This window comes from Streptomyces sp. NPDC043867, from assembly GCF_056435845.1.
Window position 1 is genome coordinate 1 of sequence record NZ_JBWKDS010000042.1, and the last position, 14452, is coordinate 14452.

The following is a 14452-nucleotide window of genomic DNA, read 5'->3' on the forward strand; positions in this document are numbered from 1 at the left end:
TCCGCCTTGCAGCTGCACGCGCCAGACCCCGCTCGGGTCGGTCAGGACGAACCGTCGGTCACAGCCAGCCTGATCCAAACGACAGGCCCTAGCCGAGCGCCTTGCCGGGCAGCTCGACCTTCGCGCCCAGCTCGACGAGCTTCTCCATGAAGTTCTCGTAGCCGCGGTTGATCAGGTCGATGCCGTGGACGCGGGAGGTGCCCTGGGCCGCGAGAGCGGCGATCAGGTACGAGAAGCCGCCACGCAGGTCGGGGATGACCAGATCGGCGCCCTGGAGCCGCGTGGGGCCCGACACGACGGCCGAGTGCAGGAAGTTGCGCTGGCCGAAGCGGCAGTTCGAGCCGCCCAGGCACTCGCGGTACAGCTGGATGTGCGCGCCCATCTGGTTCAGCGCGGAGGTGAAGCCGAGGCGGGACTCGTACACCGTCTCGTGGATGATCGACAGGCCCGTGGCCTGCGTCAGGGCCACGACCAGCGGCTGCTGCCAGTCGGTCTGGAAGCCGGGGTGGACGTCCGTCTCCAGGGCGATCGACTTCAGCTGGCCGCCCGGGTGCCAGAAACGGATGCCCTCGTCGTCGATCTCGAAGGCACCGCCCACCTTCCGGTAGGTGTTGAGGAACGTCATCATCGAGCGCTGCTGGGCGCCCTTGACGAGGATGTTGCCCTCGGTCGCCAGGGCCGCGGACGCCCAGGAGGCGGCCTCCAGACGGTCGGGGAGGGCCGCGTGCGTGTAGCCGCCGAGCGAGTCGACACCGGTGATCCGGATGGTCCGGTCGGTGTCCATGGCGATGATCGCGCCCATCTTCTGCAGCACGCAGATGAGGTCCTCGATCTCGGGCTCCACGGCGGCGTTGGCCAGCTCGGTGACGCCCTCGGCGAGCACCGCCGTCAGCAGCACCTGCTCGGTGGCGCCGACGGACGGGTACGGCAGCTGGATCTTGGTGCCGCGCAGCCGCTGCGGAGCCTCCAGGTACTGGCCGTCGGCCCGCTTCTCGATCTTCGCGCCGAACTGCCGCAGCACCTCGAAGTGGAAGTCGATCGGCCGGCCGCCGATGTCGCAGCCGCCGAGGCCGGGGATGAAGGCGTGCCCGAGGCGGTGCAGCAGCGGACCGCAGAAGAGGATCGGAATGCGCGAGGAACCCGCGTGGGCGTCGATGTCGGCGACGTTCGCGCTCTCCACGTGGGAGGGGTCGAGCACCAGCTCGCCGGGCTCCTCTCCCGGACGGACCGTCACACCGTGCAGCTGCAGCAGCCCGCGCACGACGCGCACGTCACGGATGTCCGGGACGTTGCGCAGTCGGCTCGGAGCGCTGCCCAGCAGGGCCGCGACCATGGCCTTCGGTACGAGGTTCTTCGCACCGCGGACACGGATTTCGCCCTCGAGCGGGGTGCCGCCGTGGACAAGCAGTACGTCATCAGAGCCGTTGACGGTCATGAATCTCGCGTTCCGGTGAGGTGGGCAGGGGTTGAAGAGGCAAGCGTAATGGCCGCCCACCCCCCTTCTGTAAGCCCGAGGACCTCCCAGCCCCGTCATAGCTTCGCCACAACACGAACCGTTCCTAATCGGGCACACCGGGTCACCGGCCCCGGCGTGCGCCGTGTCGGACCCTGCGCGCCCTGAGCTGCGTTCACTCGCGTACCCGCATTGCCTCCCCACGTGGCGGGAAGATGAGAGATCATGTCTGGCATGACCGAGGTGTCCTCGCTCACAGGACGGCTGCTCGTGGCCACGCCCGCCCTGGCGGACCCGAACTTCGACCGCGCGGTGGTGCTCCTCCTCGACCACGACGAGGAGGGCTCGCTGGGCGTCGTCCTCAACCGGCCCACCCCGGTGGGCGTCGGCGACATCCTGGAGGCCTGGGCGGACCTGGCGGGCGAGCCGGGCGTGGTGTTCCAGGGCGGCCCGGTCTCCCTCGACTCGGCGCTGGGCGTCGCGGTCATCCCCGGCGGCGCGGCCGGGGAGCAGGCCCCGCTGGGCTGGCGCCGGGTGCACGGCGCGATCGGGCTCGTGGACCTGGAGGCGCCGCCGGAGCTGCTCGCCGCGGCCCTCGGCTCGCTGCGGATCTTCGCCGGATACGCGGGCTGGGGCCCCGGCCAGCTGGAGGAGGAACTCGTCGAGGGCGCCTGGTACGTGGTCGAGTCCGAGCCCGGGGACGTCTCCTCACCCGCTCCCGAGCGGCTGTGGCGCGAGGTCCTGCGCCGCCAGCGCGGCGAACTGGCGATGGTGGCCACCTATCCGGACGACCCTTCGCTCAACTGACGGCTGTGAGCTTCAGTACCCTTGCGGCATGAGCACTCTTGAGCCTGAGACCCAGCCCCAGCGAGGTACTGGGACGGGGACCCTCGTGGAGCCGACGCCGCAGACGTCGCACGGTGACGGCGACCACGAGCGCTTCGCCCACTACGTCCAGAAGGACAAGATCATGGCGAGCGCCCTCGACGGCACGCCCGTCGTGGCCCTCTGCGGCAAGGTGTGGGTCCCGGGCCGCGACCCGAAGAAGTACCCCGTGTGCCCCATGTGCAAGGAGATCTACGAGTCCATGGGCGCCGGCGGCGACAAGGACGGTGGCAAGGGCGGCGACAAGAAGTAGCGCGCGCGGGGCGGCGGGCGACGGCCCGTAGCGACCCCGCCGCTCACTTCGGCGCAGCAGCCGCGTGGACCGAGTACGGCCGCGGCATCCCGGTGCGGGGTGCCGCGGCCTCGTCGTGCCCGAGAACCCCGGCGCGCGCTCTCCCGGGGCCCGGCCCGTTGCACGGCGTGCGTCCCGGGGTCACAGAGTGGTGGAGACCTCTTGTGGCCGCGTTCAAGAACTCCATAGCCTCCGGTGTGTTGTGCACTGCGAAACCGTCATTGCGTATGTTGCAACGCACTTCCCCGGAGGTTGCTCGATGAAGCTCTCTGTCCGTATGGCCGCGTCGCTGGCCGCCCTGGCGGCGGTCACCGGGACCGCCACCGCCTGCGCCCCCCAGTCCTCCGGCGACTCCGCCTCCGGCAGGGACGACAAGACGGGCACCCTGCGCGTCTGGCTCTTCCAGGAGGTCGACAACGGGCCGAAGGAGAAGGTCGTCGACGCCGCCGTCGACATCTTCGAGAAGGCCCACCGGGGCGCCGAGGTCAGAGTCGAGTACATCCCCGTCGAGACGCGCGCCCAGCGCATCAAGGCCGCCTTCAACGACCCCGGCAGCGCTCCCGACGTCATCGAGTACGGCAACACCGACACCGCCGGGTACGTGAAGGACGGCGGACTCGCCGACATCACCGGGGAGTTCACCGACTGGGACGAGGCCAAGGACACCGACCCGACCGCCCGCCAGTCCGTGACGGTCGGCGGCAGGGTCTACGGCGCCCCCTTCTTCGTCGGCGTCCGCGCCCTGTACTACCGCACGGACGTCTTCGAGGAACTCGGTCTCGAAGTGCCGGGGACGCAGGCCGAACTGATCGACACCGCGCGCCGCATCCGGGCCGCGAAACCCGGTCTGTACGGCCTCGCGGTCGGCGGCGCCTACACCTACGGCGCGATGCCCTTCATCTGGGCCCACGGCGGCGAACTCGCCCGGGGCAGGGGCGGCTCGTACGCCTCCGCCATCGACAGCGCCGCCGCCCAGAAGGGCATCAAGGTCTACACCTCGCTCTTCGGCGACAACAACTGTCCCGCGGCCAAGTGCGCGGGCATGGGCGGCAACGACACGGTGACCGCCTTCGCCGCGGGCAAGGCGGGCATGGCCATCGGCGGCGACTTCAGCCACGCGGCGGTGGAGGCCGGGAAGGTCAGGGGCAAGTACGCCGTCGTACCGCTGCCGGGGCTCGAGAAGGGCGAGACGGCCCCGGCGTTCGCGGGCGGGAACAACGTCGGCGTCCTGAAGAGCACGTCGCACCGTTCGCTCGCCGTGGACCTGATGAAGCGGCTCGCGTCCAAGAAGACGCAGGGCGAACTCTTCGACGCCATGGGCTTCCTGCCGACGTACACCGATGTCCGCGCCGACGTCGCGCAGAAGGAGCCCTTCGTCGAGCCCTTCGTGAAGACGCTCGCCGCGGGCACCAAGTTCGTCCCCGCCTCGCCCGCCTGGGCCCGGATCGACGCCTCGCTCGTCCTGCCGACCATGTTCCAGGAGATCGTCAGCGGCAGGAAGGACGTGCCGGCGGCCTCGAAGGACGCGGCGAGGAAGATGAACGACGCCTTCGGCTCCGTGGGCTGAGCCGATGACCGCGCACGACACCACCCAAGTCGCGGGCCGGGCCGGGCAGTCCGCACCGGGCCCGCCCGGACCGGTCCGGCGAGCCCCCGTCACGAAGGCGGGGTCCCCGAAGTCCCGGCGCGGGCACGGCGGCCGGGCCCCCTGGCCATATCTCGCCCCCGCCCTCGTCGTCCTCGGCGGCCTGCTCGTCTACCCCGTCTACCAGCTCGGCCTGATCTCGTTCCTGGAGTACACCCAGGCCCAGGTCAGCGGCGGCGAACCGGCCACCTTCCAGGGCCTCGGCAACTACGCGACGCTCTTCGCCGACGACGAGTTCTGGCGGGTGCTCCTCGCCACCGTGGTCTTCGCGGCGGCCTGCGTCGTCTCCACGCTCGCGACCGGCTGCGCGCTGGCCGTGCTGCTGACCCGGGTACGGGCACTGCCCCGGCTCGCCCTGATGCTGGCGGCGCTCGGCGCCTGGGCCACCCCGGCCGTCACCGGCTCCACCGTCTGGCTGTTCCTCTTCGACCCCGACTTCGGCCCGGTCAACCGCGTCCTCGGACTCGGCGACCACTCCTGGACGTACGGGCGGTACAGCGCCTTCGCCCTCGTCCTCCTCGAAGTGGTGTGGTGCTCCTTCCCGTTCGTGATGGTGACGGTGTACGCCGGCATCCGCGCCGTGCCCACCGAGGTGCTGGAGGCGGCCTCCCTGGACGGCGCCTCGCAGTGGCGGACCTGGCGCTCGGTGCTCGCCCCGATGCTCCGGCCGATCCTGTTCGTCGTCACCATCCAGTCGGTCATCTGGGACTTCAAGGTCTTCACGCAGATCTACGTCATGACGAACGGCGGCGGCATCGCGGGCCAGAACCTCGTGCTGAACGTGTACGCGTACCAGAAGGCGTTCGCGTCGTCCCAGTACGGCCTCGGCTCGGCGATCGGCGTGGTGATGCTGCTGATGCTGATGGCGGTCACGGTGGTCCATCTGCGGCTGCTGCGCGGACAGGGGGAGGAACTGTGAGTACGTCGCACACGGCGGGACGGTCCCTGCGGCCCCGGCGCCCCTGGCGGCTGGCCGCCGAGGCGTCCGCGCTGCTGATCGCGGTGGTCGTCGCCTTCCCCCTCTACTGGATGGTGCTGAGCGCCTTCAGACCGGCGGGGGAGATCGAGTCCAGCGAACCCCGGCCCTGGACGGCGTCGCCCTCGCTGGAATCCTTCCGGCGCGTCTTGGGGCAGCAGGAATTCGGCCGGTACTTCGTCAACAGCCTCGTGGTGGCCTGCTCCGTGGTCGTCGTCTCGGCGCTCGTGGCGTTTCTCGCGGCGTTCGCGGTGACACGCTTCCGCTTCCGATTCCGCACCACCCTGCTGGTCATGTTCCTGATCGCGCAGACGGTGCCGGTGGAAGCCCTCACGATCCCGCTCTTCTTCCTGATGCGGGACCTCGGCCAACTCAACACGCTGGGCTCGCTGATCCTGCCCCACATCGCCTTCTCACTGCCCTTCGCCATCTGGATGCTGAGGGGTTTCGTGAAGGCCGTACCCGAGGCGCTGGAGGAGGCGGCCCAACTCGACGGGGCGAGCCGCGCGCGATTCCTCTGGCAGATTCTGTTCCCCCTGGTCTTCCCGGGGCTGGTGGCCACGAGCGTCTTCTCGTTCATCTCCGCCTGGAACGACTTCCTGTTCGCCAAGTCGTTCATCATCAGCGACACCTCGCAGTCCACCCTGCCGATGGCACTCCTCGTCTTCTACAAACCCGACGAGCCGGACTGGGGCGGCGTGATGGCGGCCTCCACGGTGATGACGATTCCCGTACTGATCTTCTTCGTACTCGTCCAGCGGCGGCTCGTCTCGGGCCTCGGCGGAGCGGTAAAGGACTGACGTGATGGATGTGATTCCGGCGCCGCGCGCCGTGACGGCCCCCTCGCACGACGAGGTGCCGCTCGACCGGGCGACCGCCCTGTGCGCCGCGCCCGGCACGGGCGGTACGGAGCGGTGGCTGCGCTCCGTCCTGGGCGCGGCCCTCGGTCTGCCGCTGCCCCCGGGCAGGGCGGACGGCCCGAACACCCTGCGGCTGCGCCTCGACGACGCCCTGGAAGCGGAGGCGTACCGGCTCGTCGCGAGCGCCGGCCGGGGCGTCGAGATCACGGGCGGCAGCGCGGCGGGTGTCTTCTGGGGCGCCCAGACACTGCGTCAGCTGCTCGGCCCCGACGCCTTCCGGCGGGCCCCCGTCCGGCCGGGCGCCCGCCTCGCCGTCCCGCAGTGCGCCATCGAGGACGCGCCCCGGTTCCCCTGGCGCGGAATGATGCTCGACGTCGCCCGGCACTTCATGCCCAAGGACGGAATCCTGCGCCACCTCGACCTGCTGGCCGCGCACAAACTCAACGTCTTCCACTTCCACCTGACGGACGACCAGGGATGGCGTGTTCAGATCAAGCGCTACCCGGAACTCACCGGGACCGGATCCTGGCGGGCGCGCACGAAATTCGGCCACCGCGCCTCACCCCGCTGGGAGGAGAAACCGCACGGCGGCTTCTACACGCAGGACGACATCCGCGAGATCGTCGCCTACGCCGCCGACCGGCATATCACCGTCGTCCCGGAGATCGACGTCCCGGGGCACTCGCAGGCCGCCATCGCCGCGTATCCGGAACTGGGCAACACCGACGTCGTCGACACGGCCTCCCTCTCCGTCTGGGACAACTGGGGCATCTCCCAGAACGTACTCGCGCCCACCTACAACACCCTCCGTTTCTACGAGGGGGTGTTCGAGGAACTCCTCGAACTCTTCCCGTCCACGTTCATTCACGTCGGCGGCGACGAATGCCCGAAAGACCAGTGGCGGCAGTCGCCCACCGCGCAGGCCCGCATCGAGGAACTCGGCCTCGCGGACGAGGACGGACTCCAGGCGTGGTTCGTCCAACACTTCGGCAACTGGCTGTCCGCGCGCGGCCGTCGGCTGATCGGCTGGGACGAGATCCTGGAGGGCGGGCTCGCCGCGGGGGCCGCCGTCTCCTCCTGGCGCGGCTACCGGGGCGGCGTCACCGCCGCCCGCGCGGGCCACGACGTCGTCATGTGCCCCGAGCAGCACGTGTACCTGGACCACCGCCAGCACGCCGGCCCGGACGAGCCGGTGCCCATCGGTTACGTCCGCACCCTGGAGGACGTGTACCGCTTCGAGCCCGTGCCGCCGGAGCTGACCCCCGACGAGGCGCGGCACGTGCTGGGCACCCAGGCCAACGTGTGGACCGAGGTGATGGAGGACGCCGCCCGCGTGGACTACCAGACCTACCCGCGGCTCGCGGCCTTCGCCGAGGTCGCCTGGAGCGCCCTGCCCGCGCCCGCCGCCCGGGACTTCGCGGACTTCGAGCGGCGGATGACCGCCCACTACGCGCGACTTGACGCCCTGGGGGTGGCCTACCGGCCGCCCGCGGGCCCCCGGCCCTGGCAGCGGCGGCCCGGAGTGCTCGGCCGCCCGGCCGAGGGGGCGCCCCCGAACGCGTGAGGTCTGCCGGTGAGAGGGCCCGTCCCGGGGTGCGGCCCCCGGGACGCGGCCGACCGGCGGAAATGCGCTCAGGAGTCACCGAAGAGTGCCAATTCCCGCGGACCGGAGACACGGCGCCAAAAGGGACCATCTCGCAGGTGAGAGGGGCGAATGCCTCCTAGCGGACCCCCGCGTCGAGGGCCCGGGAAGATGTGCCAGAGTTGCCACGTCCGCCCTGTCAGCACGTACCGTACGGCAGCACAGGCGGGACCAGGTGGGGCAGCGGGAAGGGGCAGCCGGTTTGACCACGCAAGCACCGCGGGCGGCGCAGGCCGTCACGCTGCCCGGCTCGCTGGACGAGGCCGTGGCGGCCCTCACCGCCATGCCGGCCGCCGTTCCCGTGGCCGGCGGCACCGACCTCATGGCGGCCGTCAACTCCGGGCAGCTCAGGCCCGCCGCGCTCGTCGGCCTCGGACGCATCAGCGAGATCCGCGGCTGGCAGTACCAGGACGGCCACGCCCTGCTGGGCGCGGGCCTCACCCACGCGCGCATGGGCCGACCCGACTTCGCCGCCCTCATTCCCGCGCTGGCCGCCGCCGCCCGCGCCGCGGGACCGCCGCAGATCCGCAACGCCGGCACCCTGGGCGGCAACATCGCCTCGGCGTCGCCCACCGGTGACGCCCTGCCCGTACTGGCCGCGCTGGAAGCCACGTTGATCATCGCGGGCCCGGGCGGCGCCCGTCGCGAGATCCCGGTGTCCCACCTCCTCGCGGGCGTGGACATGCTCCGCGGCGGCGAACTCATCGGCTACGTGCGCGTACCGCTGCTGCACGCCCCCCAGGTCTTCGTCAAGGCGACCGGACGCACCGGCCCCGGCCGGGCCATCGCGTCCGTGGCCCTCGTCCTCGATCCCGCGCGGCGCGGAGTGCGGTGTGCCGTCGGCGCCATAGCGCCGATGCCGCTGCGCCCGCTGGACGCCGAGCAGTGGGTCGCCTCGCTCATCGACTGGGACAACAACCGCGCCCTGGTGCCCGAGGCGCTGGGCGCCTTCGGGGACTACGTCGCCGCGGCCTGCATCCCGGACCCCGTCCCGGCGGAGGACGGCTCCGTGCCGCAGCTTCCGCCCGCCGTACTGCACCTGCGGCGCACCGTCGCCGCGCTGGCCCGACGAGCACTGGGGAGGGCACTGTCGTGACCGACGACCAGCACGGAGAGGACGCCCCCCGGGGCGGCACCCACGGAGCCTGGGAGCGGCTGCCCCAAGGGGACTACGACGACGGCGCCACCGCCTTCGTCAAGCTCCCCGAAGGGGGCATCGACGCCCTCCTGGCGGAACGGGACAGCCCGCTCGCGGCGCCCGGGCACGGCTACGTGCCGCCGCAGATAACGGTCAACCCCGCCACCACCGCGGGAACGGACCCGGCGGCCACCGGGAGCTGGGCCGTGCCGGCCGAGGGCGTCCAGTGGCCGGAGGCGAACTCCGCGCCGCGGGAGACCGCGCACGACGAGTTCTCCTACCTGCCGGCGTCCACCGGGCAGTGGACCTTCGCCGACGCGGAGGGCTCCCACGCGTCCGGGCAGCAGACGCACGACGGCGCCCCCTACGGGCACGAGAGCGTGGGGCACGAGCCCGCCGGGCACGACGTCACCGGGCAGTGGTCCATCCCCGTCGCCGGTGGCGACCTTCCGGACGAATCGGGCGAGTTCACCACGTCGTCGCTGGTCGAGCAGTGGGGCGGGACACCGCCGGCCACGCTTCCCGGAGGCGCCTCCGCGCCCTGGGCGACGGAGACCACGGAGACCGTGGGGGAGCCGTGGTTCTCCGCCCCTCGCGGACACGGCGCCGCGGGAACGGCCGCCGAGGCCCCCGGCGGGGCGCCGATCGACCCGTACGGCGAGGTGCCCGCTCTGGCCGCCCAGGAGGCGTCCGAGCGCGTCCACAAGGCCGCTGAGGCCGCTGAGGCCGTCACCCGGGCGACCGCGCACCGCGACGGGACGGCCGTTCCCGGGCAGGAGACGGTCGCGCACGAGCACGAAGTCGGCGCGCACGAGCGCGAAGTCGCGGTGCACGAGCACGAGACGGCCCCGAACGGACACGACACGTCGGGGCGCGGGTTCGAGGCGGCCGGACACGTCGGGGAGGGCGGCGGGTCCGGCCCGGACGCCGGCTCCGGGGCCGGTCCCGAAGGTGGGTTCACGGAGCCCGAGGGCGAGTTCACAGGGCGCGAGGGTGGGTCAGCCGGGCTGCCGGAGCGGGAGCCCGCCGGTGCCGCGTACGACACGTCCGCCGGTGCCGCGTACGAGGAGTCCGCGCCGGTGCCGGAAGCCCCCGGCGACGCCGACGCCCCCGAAGCGGCCCCGGACGGTGCGGCAGACCCGGCGGCGCGGACCGCCGTCGAGGACGCCAAGGGCGCCGAGAACACCGAAGCCACCGAAGCCACCGAAAGCACCGAGGACGCGGGAGCCGCCGAGGTCCCCGCCCCCGCGCACGACGAGCACCCCATGTCGTCGTACGTCCTGCGGGTGAACGGCGCCGACCGCCCCGTCACCGACGCCTGGATCGGCGAGTCGCTGCTCTACGTGCTGCGTGAGCGGCTCGGCCTGGCGGGCGCCAAGGACGGCTGCTCGCAGGGCGAGTGCGGTGCCTGCAACGTGCAGGTGGACGGACGGCTCGTCGCGTCCTGCCTGGTGCCCGCGGTCACCGCCGCCGGCAGCGAGGTGCGCACCGTCGAGGGCCTGGCCGCCGACGGGCAGCCCTCGGACGTGCAGCGGGCGCTCGCCAGGTGCGGCGCCGTCCAGTGCGGTTTCTGCGTTCCGGGCATGGCCATGACCGTGCACGACCTGCTCGAGGGCAACCCCGCGCCGACCGAGCTGGAGGCCCGCCAGGCCCTGTGCGGCAACCTGTGCCGCTGCTCCGGCTACCGCGGCGTCCTGGACGCCGTGCGCGAGGTCGTCGCCGAACGCGAGGCGGACGCCACGACCGGCGACGCGGACGGCGACGAGGCCCGCATCCCGCACCAGGCCGGCCCGGGTGACGGTGGCGTCACCCGGTCGGCGTTCGAACCGGCGGCACCGCACGACAAGCCGCACGACCAGCCGCACGACCAGCCGTACGGCCAGGACGGAGGCCAGGCGTGAGCAACGAAGCCGCCACCGAGACGACCGCGGCACCCCCCGCCCCCGAACCGCTGCCGCACGGCCTCGGCGCGTCCCTGCCCTCGGCGGAGGCCCGCGCGAAGACGGAGGGCACCTTCCCCTACGCGGCCGACCTGTGGGCCGAGGGCCTGCTGTGGGCCGCCGTGCTCCGCTCGCCGCACCCCCACGCGCGCATCGTGTCCATCGACACCACCCACGCGCGCGAGATGCCCGGCGTCCACGCCGTCGTCACGCACGAGGACGTGCCCGGCGCCGCGCTGCACGGCCGGGGCAAGGCCGACCGCCCGGTGTTCGCCTCCGAGGTGGTACGCCACCACGGTGAGCCCATCGCGGCCGTCGCCGCCGACCACCCGGACACCGCGCGGATGGCCGCCGCCACCGTCATCGTCGAGTACGAGGTGCTCGACCCGGTGACCGACCCGGAGCAGGCCTTCGAGGCCGAACCCCTGCACCCCGACGGCAACCTCATCCGCCACATCCCGCTGCGCCACGGCGACCCGGACGCGGCGGGCGAACTCGTCGTCGAGGGTCTGTACCGCATCGGCCGCCAGGACCCGGCGCCCATCGGCGCGGAGGCCGGTCTCGCCGTGCCCCGCCCGGACGGCGGCGTAGAGCTCTACGTGGCGTCCACCGACCCGCACGCCGACCGCGACGCGGCCGCCGCCTGCTACGGCCTGGAGCCCGACCGCGTGAAGGTCGTCGTCACCGGCGTCCCCGGCGCCACCGCCGACCGCGAGGACCAGGGCGTCCAGCTTCCCCTCGGCCTGCTGGCGCTGAAGACCGGCTGCCCGGTCAAACTCACCGCCACGCGCGAGGAGTCCTTCCTCGGACACGCCCACCGCCACCCCACCCTGCTGCGCTACCGCCACCACGCGGACGCCGACGGCAGGCTGGTGAAGGTCGAGGCGCAGATCCTGCTGGACGCGGGCGCGTACGCCGACACCTCCTCCGAGGCGCTCGCCGCCGCCGTCTCCTTCGCCTGCGGCCCGTACGTCGTCCCGAACGCCTTCATCGAGGGCTGGGCCGTACGCACCAACAACCCGCCCTCCGGCCACGTGCGCGGCGAGGGCGCCATGCAGGTGTGCGCCGCCTACGAGGCGCAGATGGACAAGCTCGCGAAGAAGCTCGGGGTGGACCCCGCCGAGCTGCGCCTGCGCAACGCGCTGGCCACGGGTGACGTGCTGCCCACCGGCCAGACGGTGACGTGCCCGGCCCCGGTCGCCGAACTGCTCCAGGCCGTACGGGACTTCCCGCTGCCCGCGCTGCCCAAGGACACCCCCGAGGAGGAGTGGCTGCTGCCCGGCGGTCCCGAGGGCGCGGGCGAGCCGGGAGCGGTGCGCCGCGGCGTCGGCTACGGCGTCGGCATGGTGCACATGCTCGGCGCCGAGGGCGCGGACGAGGTCTCGACGGCCACCGTCAAGGTCCACGACGGCGTCGCCACGGTGCTGTGCGCGGCCGTGGAGACCGGCCAGGGCTTCGCCACGCTCGCCCGGCAGATCGTCCAGGAGACGCTCGGCATCGACGAGGTGTACGTGGCCCCGGTCGACACCGACCAGCCCCCGGCGGGCGCGAGCTGCCGCGGCCGGCACACCTGGGTGTCGGGCGGCGCGGTGGAGCGCGCCGCCAAGATGGTCCGTACGCAGCTGCTGCAGCCCCTGGCGCACAAGTTCGGGATGTCCACGGAGCTGCTCCAGATCACCGACGGCAAGATCACCTCGTACGACGGTGTGCTCTCGACGACCGTCACGGAGGCGCTGGACGGCAAGGAGCTGTGGGCCACCGCCCAGTGCCGTCCCCACCCGACGGAGCCGCTGGACGCGGCGGGCCAGGGGGACGCGTTCGTCGGCCTCGCGTTCTGCGCTATCCGCGCGGTCGTCGACGTCGACATCGAACTCGGCTCGGTCCGGGTCGTGGAACTCGCGCTGGCCCAGGACGTCGGCCGCATCCTCAACCCCGCCCAGCTCAGGGCCCGTATCGAGGCGGGGGTCACCCAGGGGGTCGGTGCGGCGCTCACGGAGAACCTGCGCACCGCCCGCGGTCTGGTCCGCCATCCCGACCTCACCGGGTACGCGCTGCCCACCTCCCTGGACGCGCCCGACATCCGCATCGTCAAGCTGGTCGAGGAGCGTGACGTCGTCGCCCCCTTCGGCGCGAAGGCGGTCAGCGCGGTGCCGGTCGTGACGTCCCCGGCGGCGATCGCGTCGGCCGTCCGCGCGGCGACCGGACGCCCGGTCAACCGGCTGCCGATCCGGCCGCAGGCCGCGGTGGTGACCGGGGCGTGACCGCCCCCGGACCGCCGCGCGAACCCGCTGGCCCGTCGGCCGCTCCGGTGCCGGGCCGGCCGCCTGCCGGTGTCGTCGGGGTGCGCCGCCGCACCGGGTCCGGGCGTGCGCCGGTCGTGTTCCCGTGTTCCTGTGTTTCCGGCGTTGTCAGTGGTGCCGCGTAGGGTTCTCGGCAGTGGGGGAACCGCCGCCCGGCGGCGGGGTTCCCCGCGGGGGAAGCACACATGCGGTCACATGCGCGGGGGAGCCATGATCACGACTGACACCGTTGTCGGCGGTGCGATCGGACTGACCGACGACGAGTTCGTTCCGTACGTCACGCTCGCGCCGACGCGGTGTCTGGCGACGGAGCCCGGTCTGCCGGCCGAGGGGGCCCTGCCGAGTCTCGGCGCGCTGCTCGGGGCGGGGCCGCGCGGAGTGGCGGATCTGGCCGACGACGTCGCCGTGCTCTCCGCCGAGCTGCGGGACCAGCTGGTCGCCGGGGCCGTGAGGGCCTGTGAGCGGGAGCTCGAGTCGATCGTCCTGGACGGGCCGGCGGGCCCGGTCTGCGGCACGGCTCTCCACCGCGACCCCGCCCTCATGGCCCTCTCAACGTCGGCGCCCTCGCTGGAAGTGCTGCTGCGGTTCGCGGCGGCGACCGAGGAACTCGCCTCGGCTCGCGGGCAGTTCGCCTCCCTGGAGGCCCGGTTCGGGCCGAGGGCGGTCGAGCGGGCGTCCGCGCAGCTGACGGCGGTCTTCGAGCGGGACGCGGGAGCCGGTGGCGTTCCGCCGTACTGGAGGGCGGCCGCGCTGGTGCGCCCGCTCGCCCGCATCGCGGGGCCGGGCGCCGGTCTCGTCCTGGACCTGCCGCGGCGGCTGCTGGACCAGGAGTTCGGCGCCGGCGGGATCGTGCGCTTCGAGGAAATCGACTTCCCGTCCACGCTGACGCACGGTCCGACCCGCCGCTTCCTGCGGGAGACGGGGCTTCCCGAGGACGGCTCGCTGTTCCGGCTCGACATGGAGGTGCCGCTGCCGACGCTCGCGGAGTACTGCGCGGACCGCCGTCCCGGCGACTTCTCCGACGACGGCCTTGCGGCGGGCGCGGACCGGCTGATCCGGCTGGGCCACCTGACCGAGGACACCGGCCTGGTGGTCGACGGCACCACGGGGGCGGTTCTCACCTGGACCGAGTCCGACCTGACGCTCCGCCCGCTGAACGCCGACGTCTCCACGCTCGCGTTCGGCGTCTGGCTGCTGCACCGCGTACGGACCCTCACCAGAACCCACGGCCCCACGACCCCGCCCGCACCCCTGGCAGCGTCCCTCACCCGGACCACGAGGGGCGCACTGCCGACGTCGGCTCGCTGAGCGCGTCAGGGCA

Annotated in this window: 11 protein-coding genes; 10 read left to right on the forward strand and 1 reads right to left on the reverse strand. The window is 72.9% G+C overall.

Annotation, left to right across the window (positions count from 1 at the left end; genetic code table 11):
* Positions 1-88: 88 nt before the first annotated feature.
* Positions 89-1435 carry a UDP-N-acetylglucosamine 1-carboxyvinyltransferase gene (gene murA, locus AC069T_RS31150; protein WP_478785926.1) on the reverse strand — a complete coding sequence of 449 codons (1347 nt, stop codon included), beginning with the start codon at positions 1433-1435 and terminating at the stop codon, positions 89-91.
* Positions 1436-1687: 252 nt separating this feature from the next.
* Here murA and AC069T_RS31155 point away from each other — a divergent pair, with 252 nt between their 5' ends.
* The 10 genes from AC069T_RS31155 to AC069T_RS31200 all read left to right on the forward strand — a co-directional run bounded on the left by AC069T_RS31155 (position 1688) and on the right by AC069T_RS31200 (position 14439).
* Positions 1688-2260, forward strand: a complete 573-nt coding sequence (locus AC069T_RS31155; RefSeq protein ID WP_358851412.1) for a YqgE/AlgH family protein — start codon at positions 1688-1690, stop codon at positions 2258-2260.
* Positions 2261-2288: 28 nt separating this feature from the next.
* Positions 2289-2591: a DUF3039 domain-containing protein gene (locus AC069T_RS31160; protein WP_356172847.1), complete on the forward strand. Its 303-nt coding sequence runs from the start codon at positions 2289-2291 to the stop codon at positions 2589-2591.
* Positions 2592-2889: 298 nt separating this feature from the next.
* The gene (locus AC069T_RS31165; protein ID WP_478785927.1) at positions 2890-4197 is read left to right on the forward strand and encodes an extracellular solute-binding protein; all 1308 of its coding nucleotides are present in this window, start codon (positions 2890-2892) and stop codon (positions 4195-4197) included.
* Positions 4198-4201: 4 nt separating this feature from the next.
* Entirely contained in the window at positions 4202-5194 is a 993-nt protein-coding gene (locus AC069T_RS31170; protein WP_478785928.1) for a carbohydrate ABC transporter permease, read from the forward strand.
* Positions 5191-6051, forward strand: a complete 861-nt coding sequence (locus AC069T_RS31175; RefSeq protein WP_478785929.1) for a carbohydrate ABC transporter permease — start codon at positions 5191-5193, stop codon at positions 6049-6051. Before AC069T_RS31170 ends, AC069T_RS31175 begins: the two co-directional genes overlap by 4 nt.
* A gap of 4 nt (positions 6052-6055) precedes the next feature.
* The gene (locus AC069T_RS31180) at positions 6056-7675 is read left to right on the forward strand and encodes a beta-N-acetylhexosaminidase (protein ID WP_478785930.1); all 1620 of its coding nucleotides are present in this window, start codon (positions 6056-6058) and stop codon (positions 7673-7675) included.
* Between the two features lie 280 nt (positions 7676-7955).
* Positions 7956-8849: an FAD binding domain-containing protein gene (locus AC069T_RS31185; protein WP_476751273.1), complete on the forward strand. Its 894-nt coding sequence runs from the start codon at positions 7956-7958 to the stop codon at positions 8847-8849.
* On the forward strand, positions 8846-10792 hold the full coding sequence (locus tag AC069T_RS31190) for a (2Fe-2S)-binding protein (protein WP_478785931.1): 1947 nt from the start codon (positions 8846-8848) through the stop codon (positions 10790-10792). Before AC069T_RS31185 ends, AC069T_RS31190 begins: the two co-directional genes overlap by 4 nt.
* Positions 10789-13092: a xanthine dehydrogenase family protein molybdopterin-binding subunit gene (locus tag AC069T_RS31195; RefSeq protein ID WP_478785932.1), complete on the forward strand. Its 2304-nt coding sequence runs from the start codon at positions 10789-10791 to the stop codon at positions 13090-13092. The genes AC069T_RS31190 and AC069T_RS31195 overlap by 4 nt, the downstream gene beginning before the upstream one ends.
* 249 nt (positions 13093-13341) lie before the next feature.
* On the forward strand, positions 13342-14439 hold the full coding sequence (locus AC069T_RS31200) for an SUKH-4 family immunity protein (protein WP_478785933.1): 1098 nt from the start codon (positions 13342-13344) through the stop codon (positions 14437-14439).
* Positions 14440-14452 lie beyond the last annotated feature (13 nt).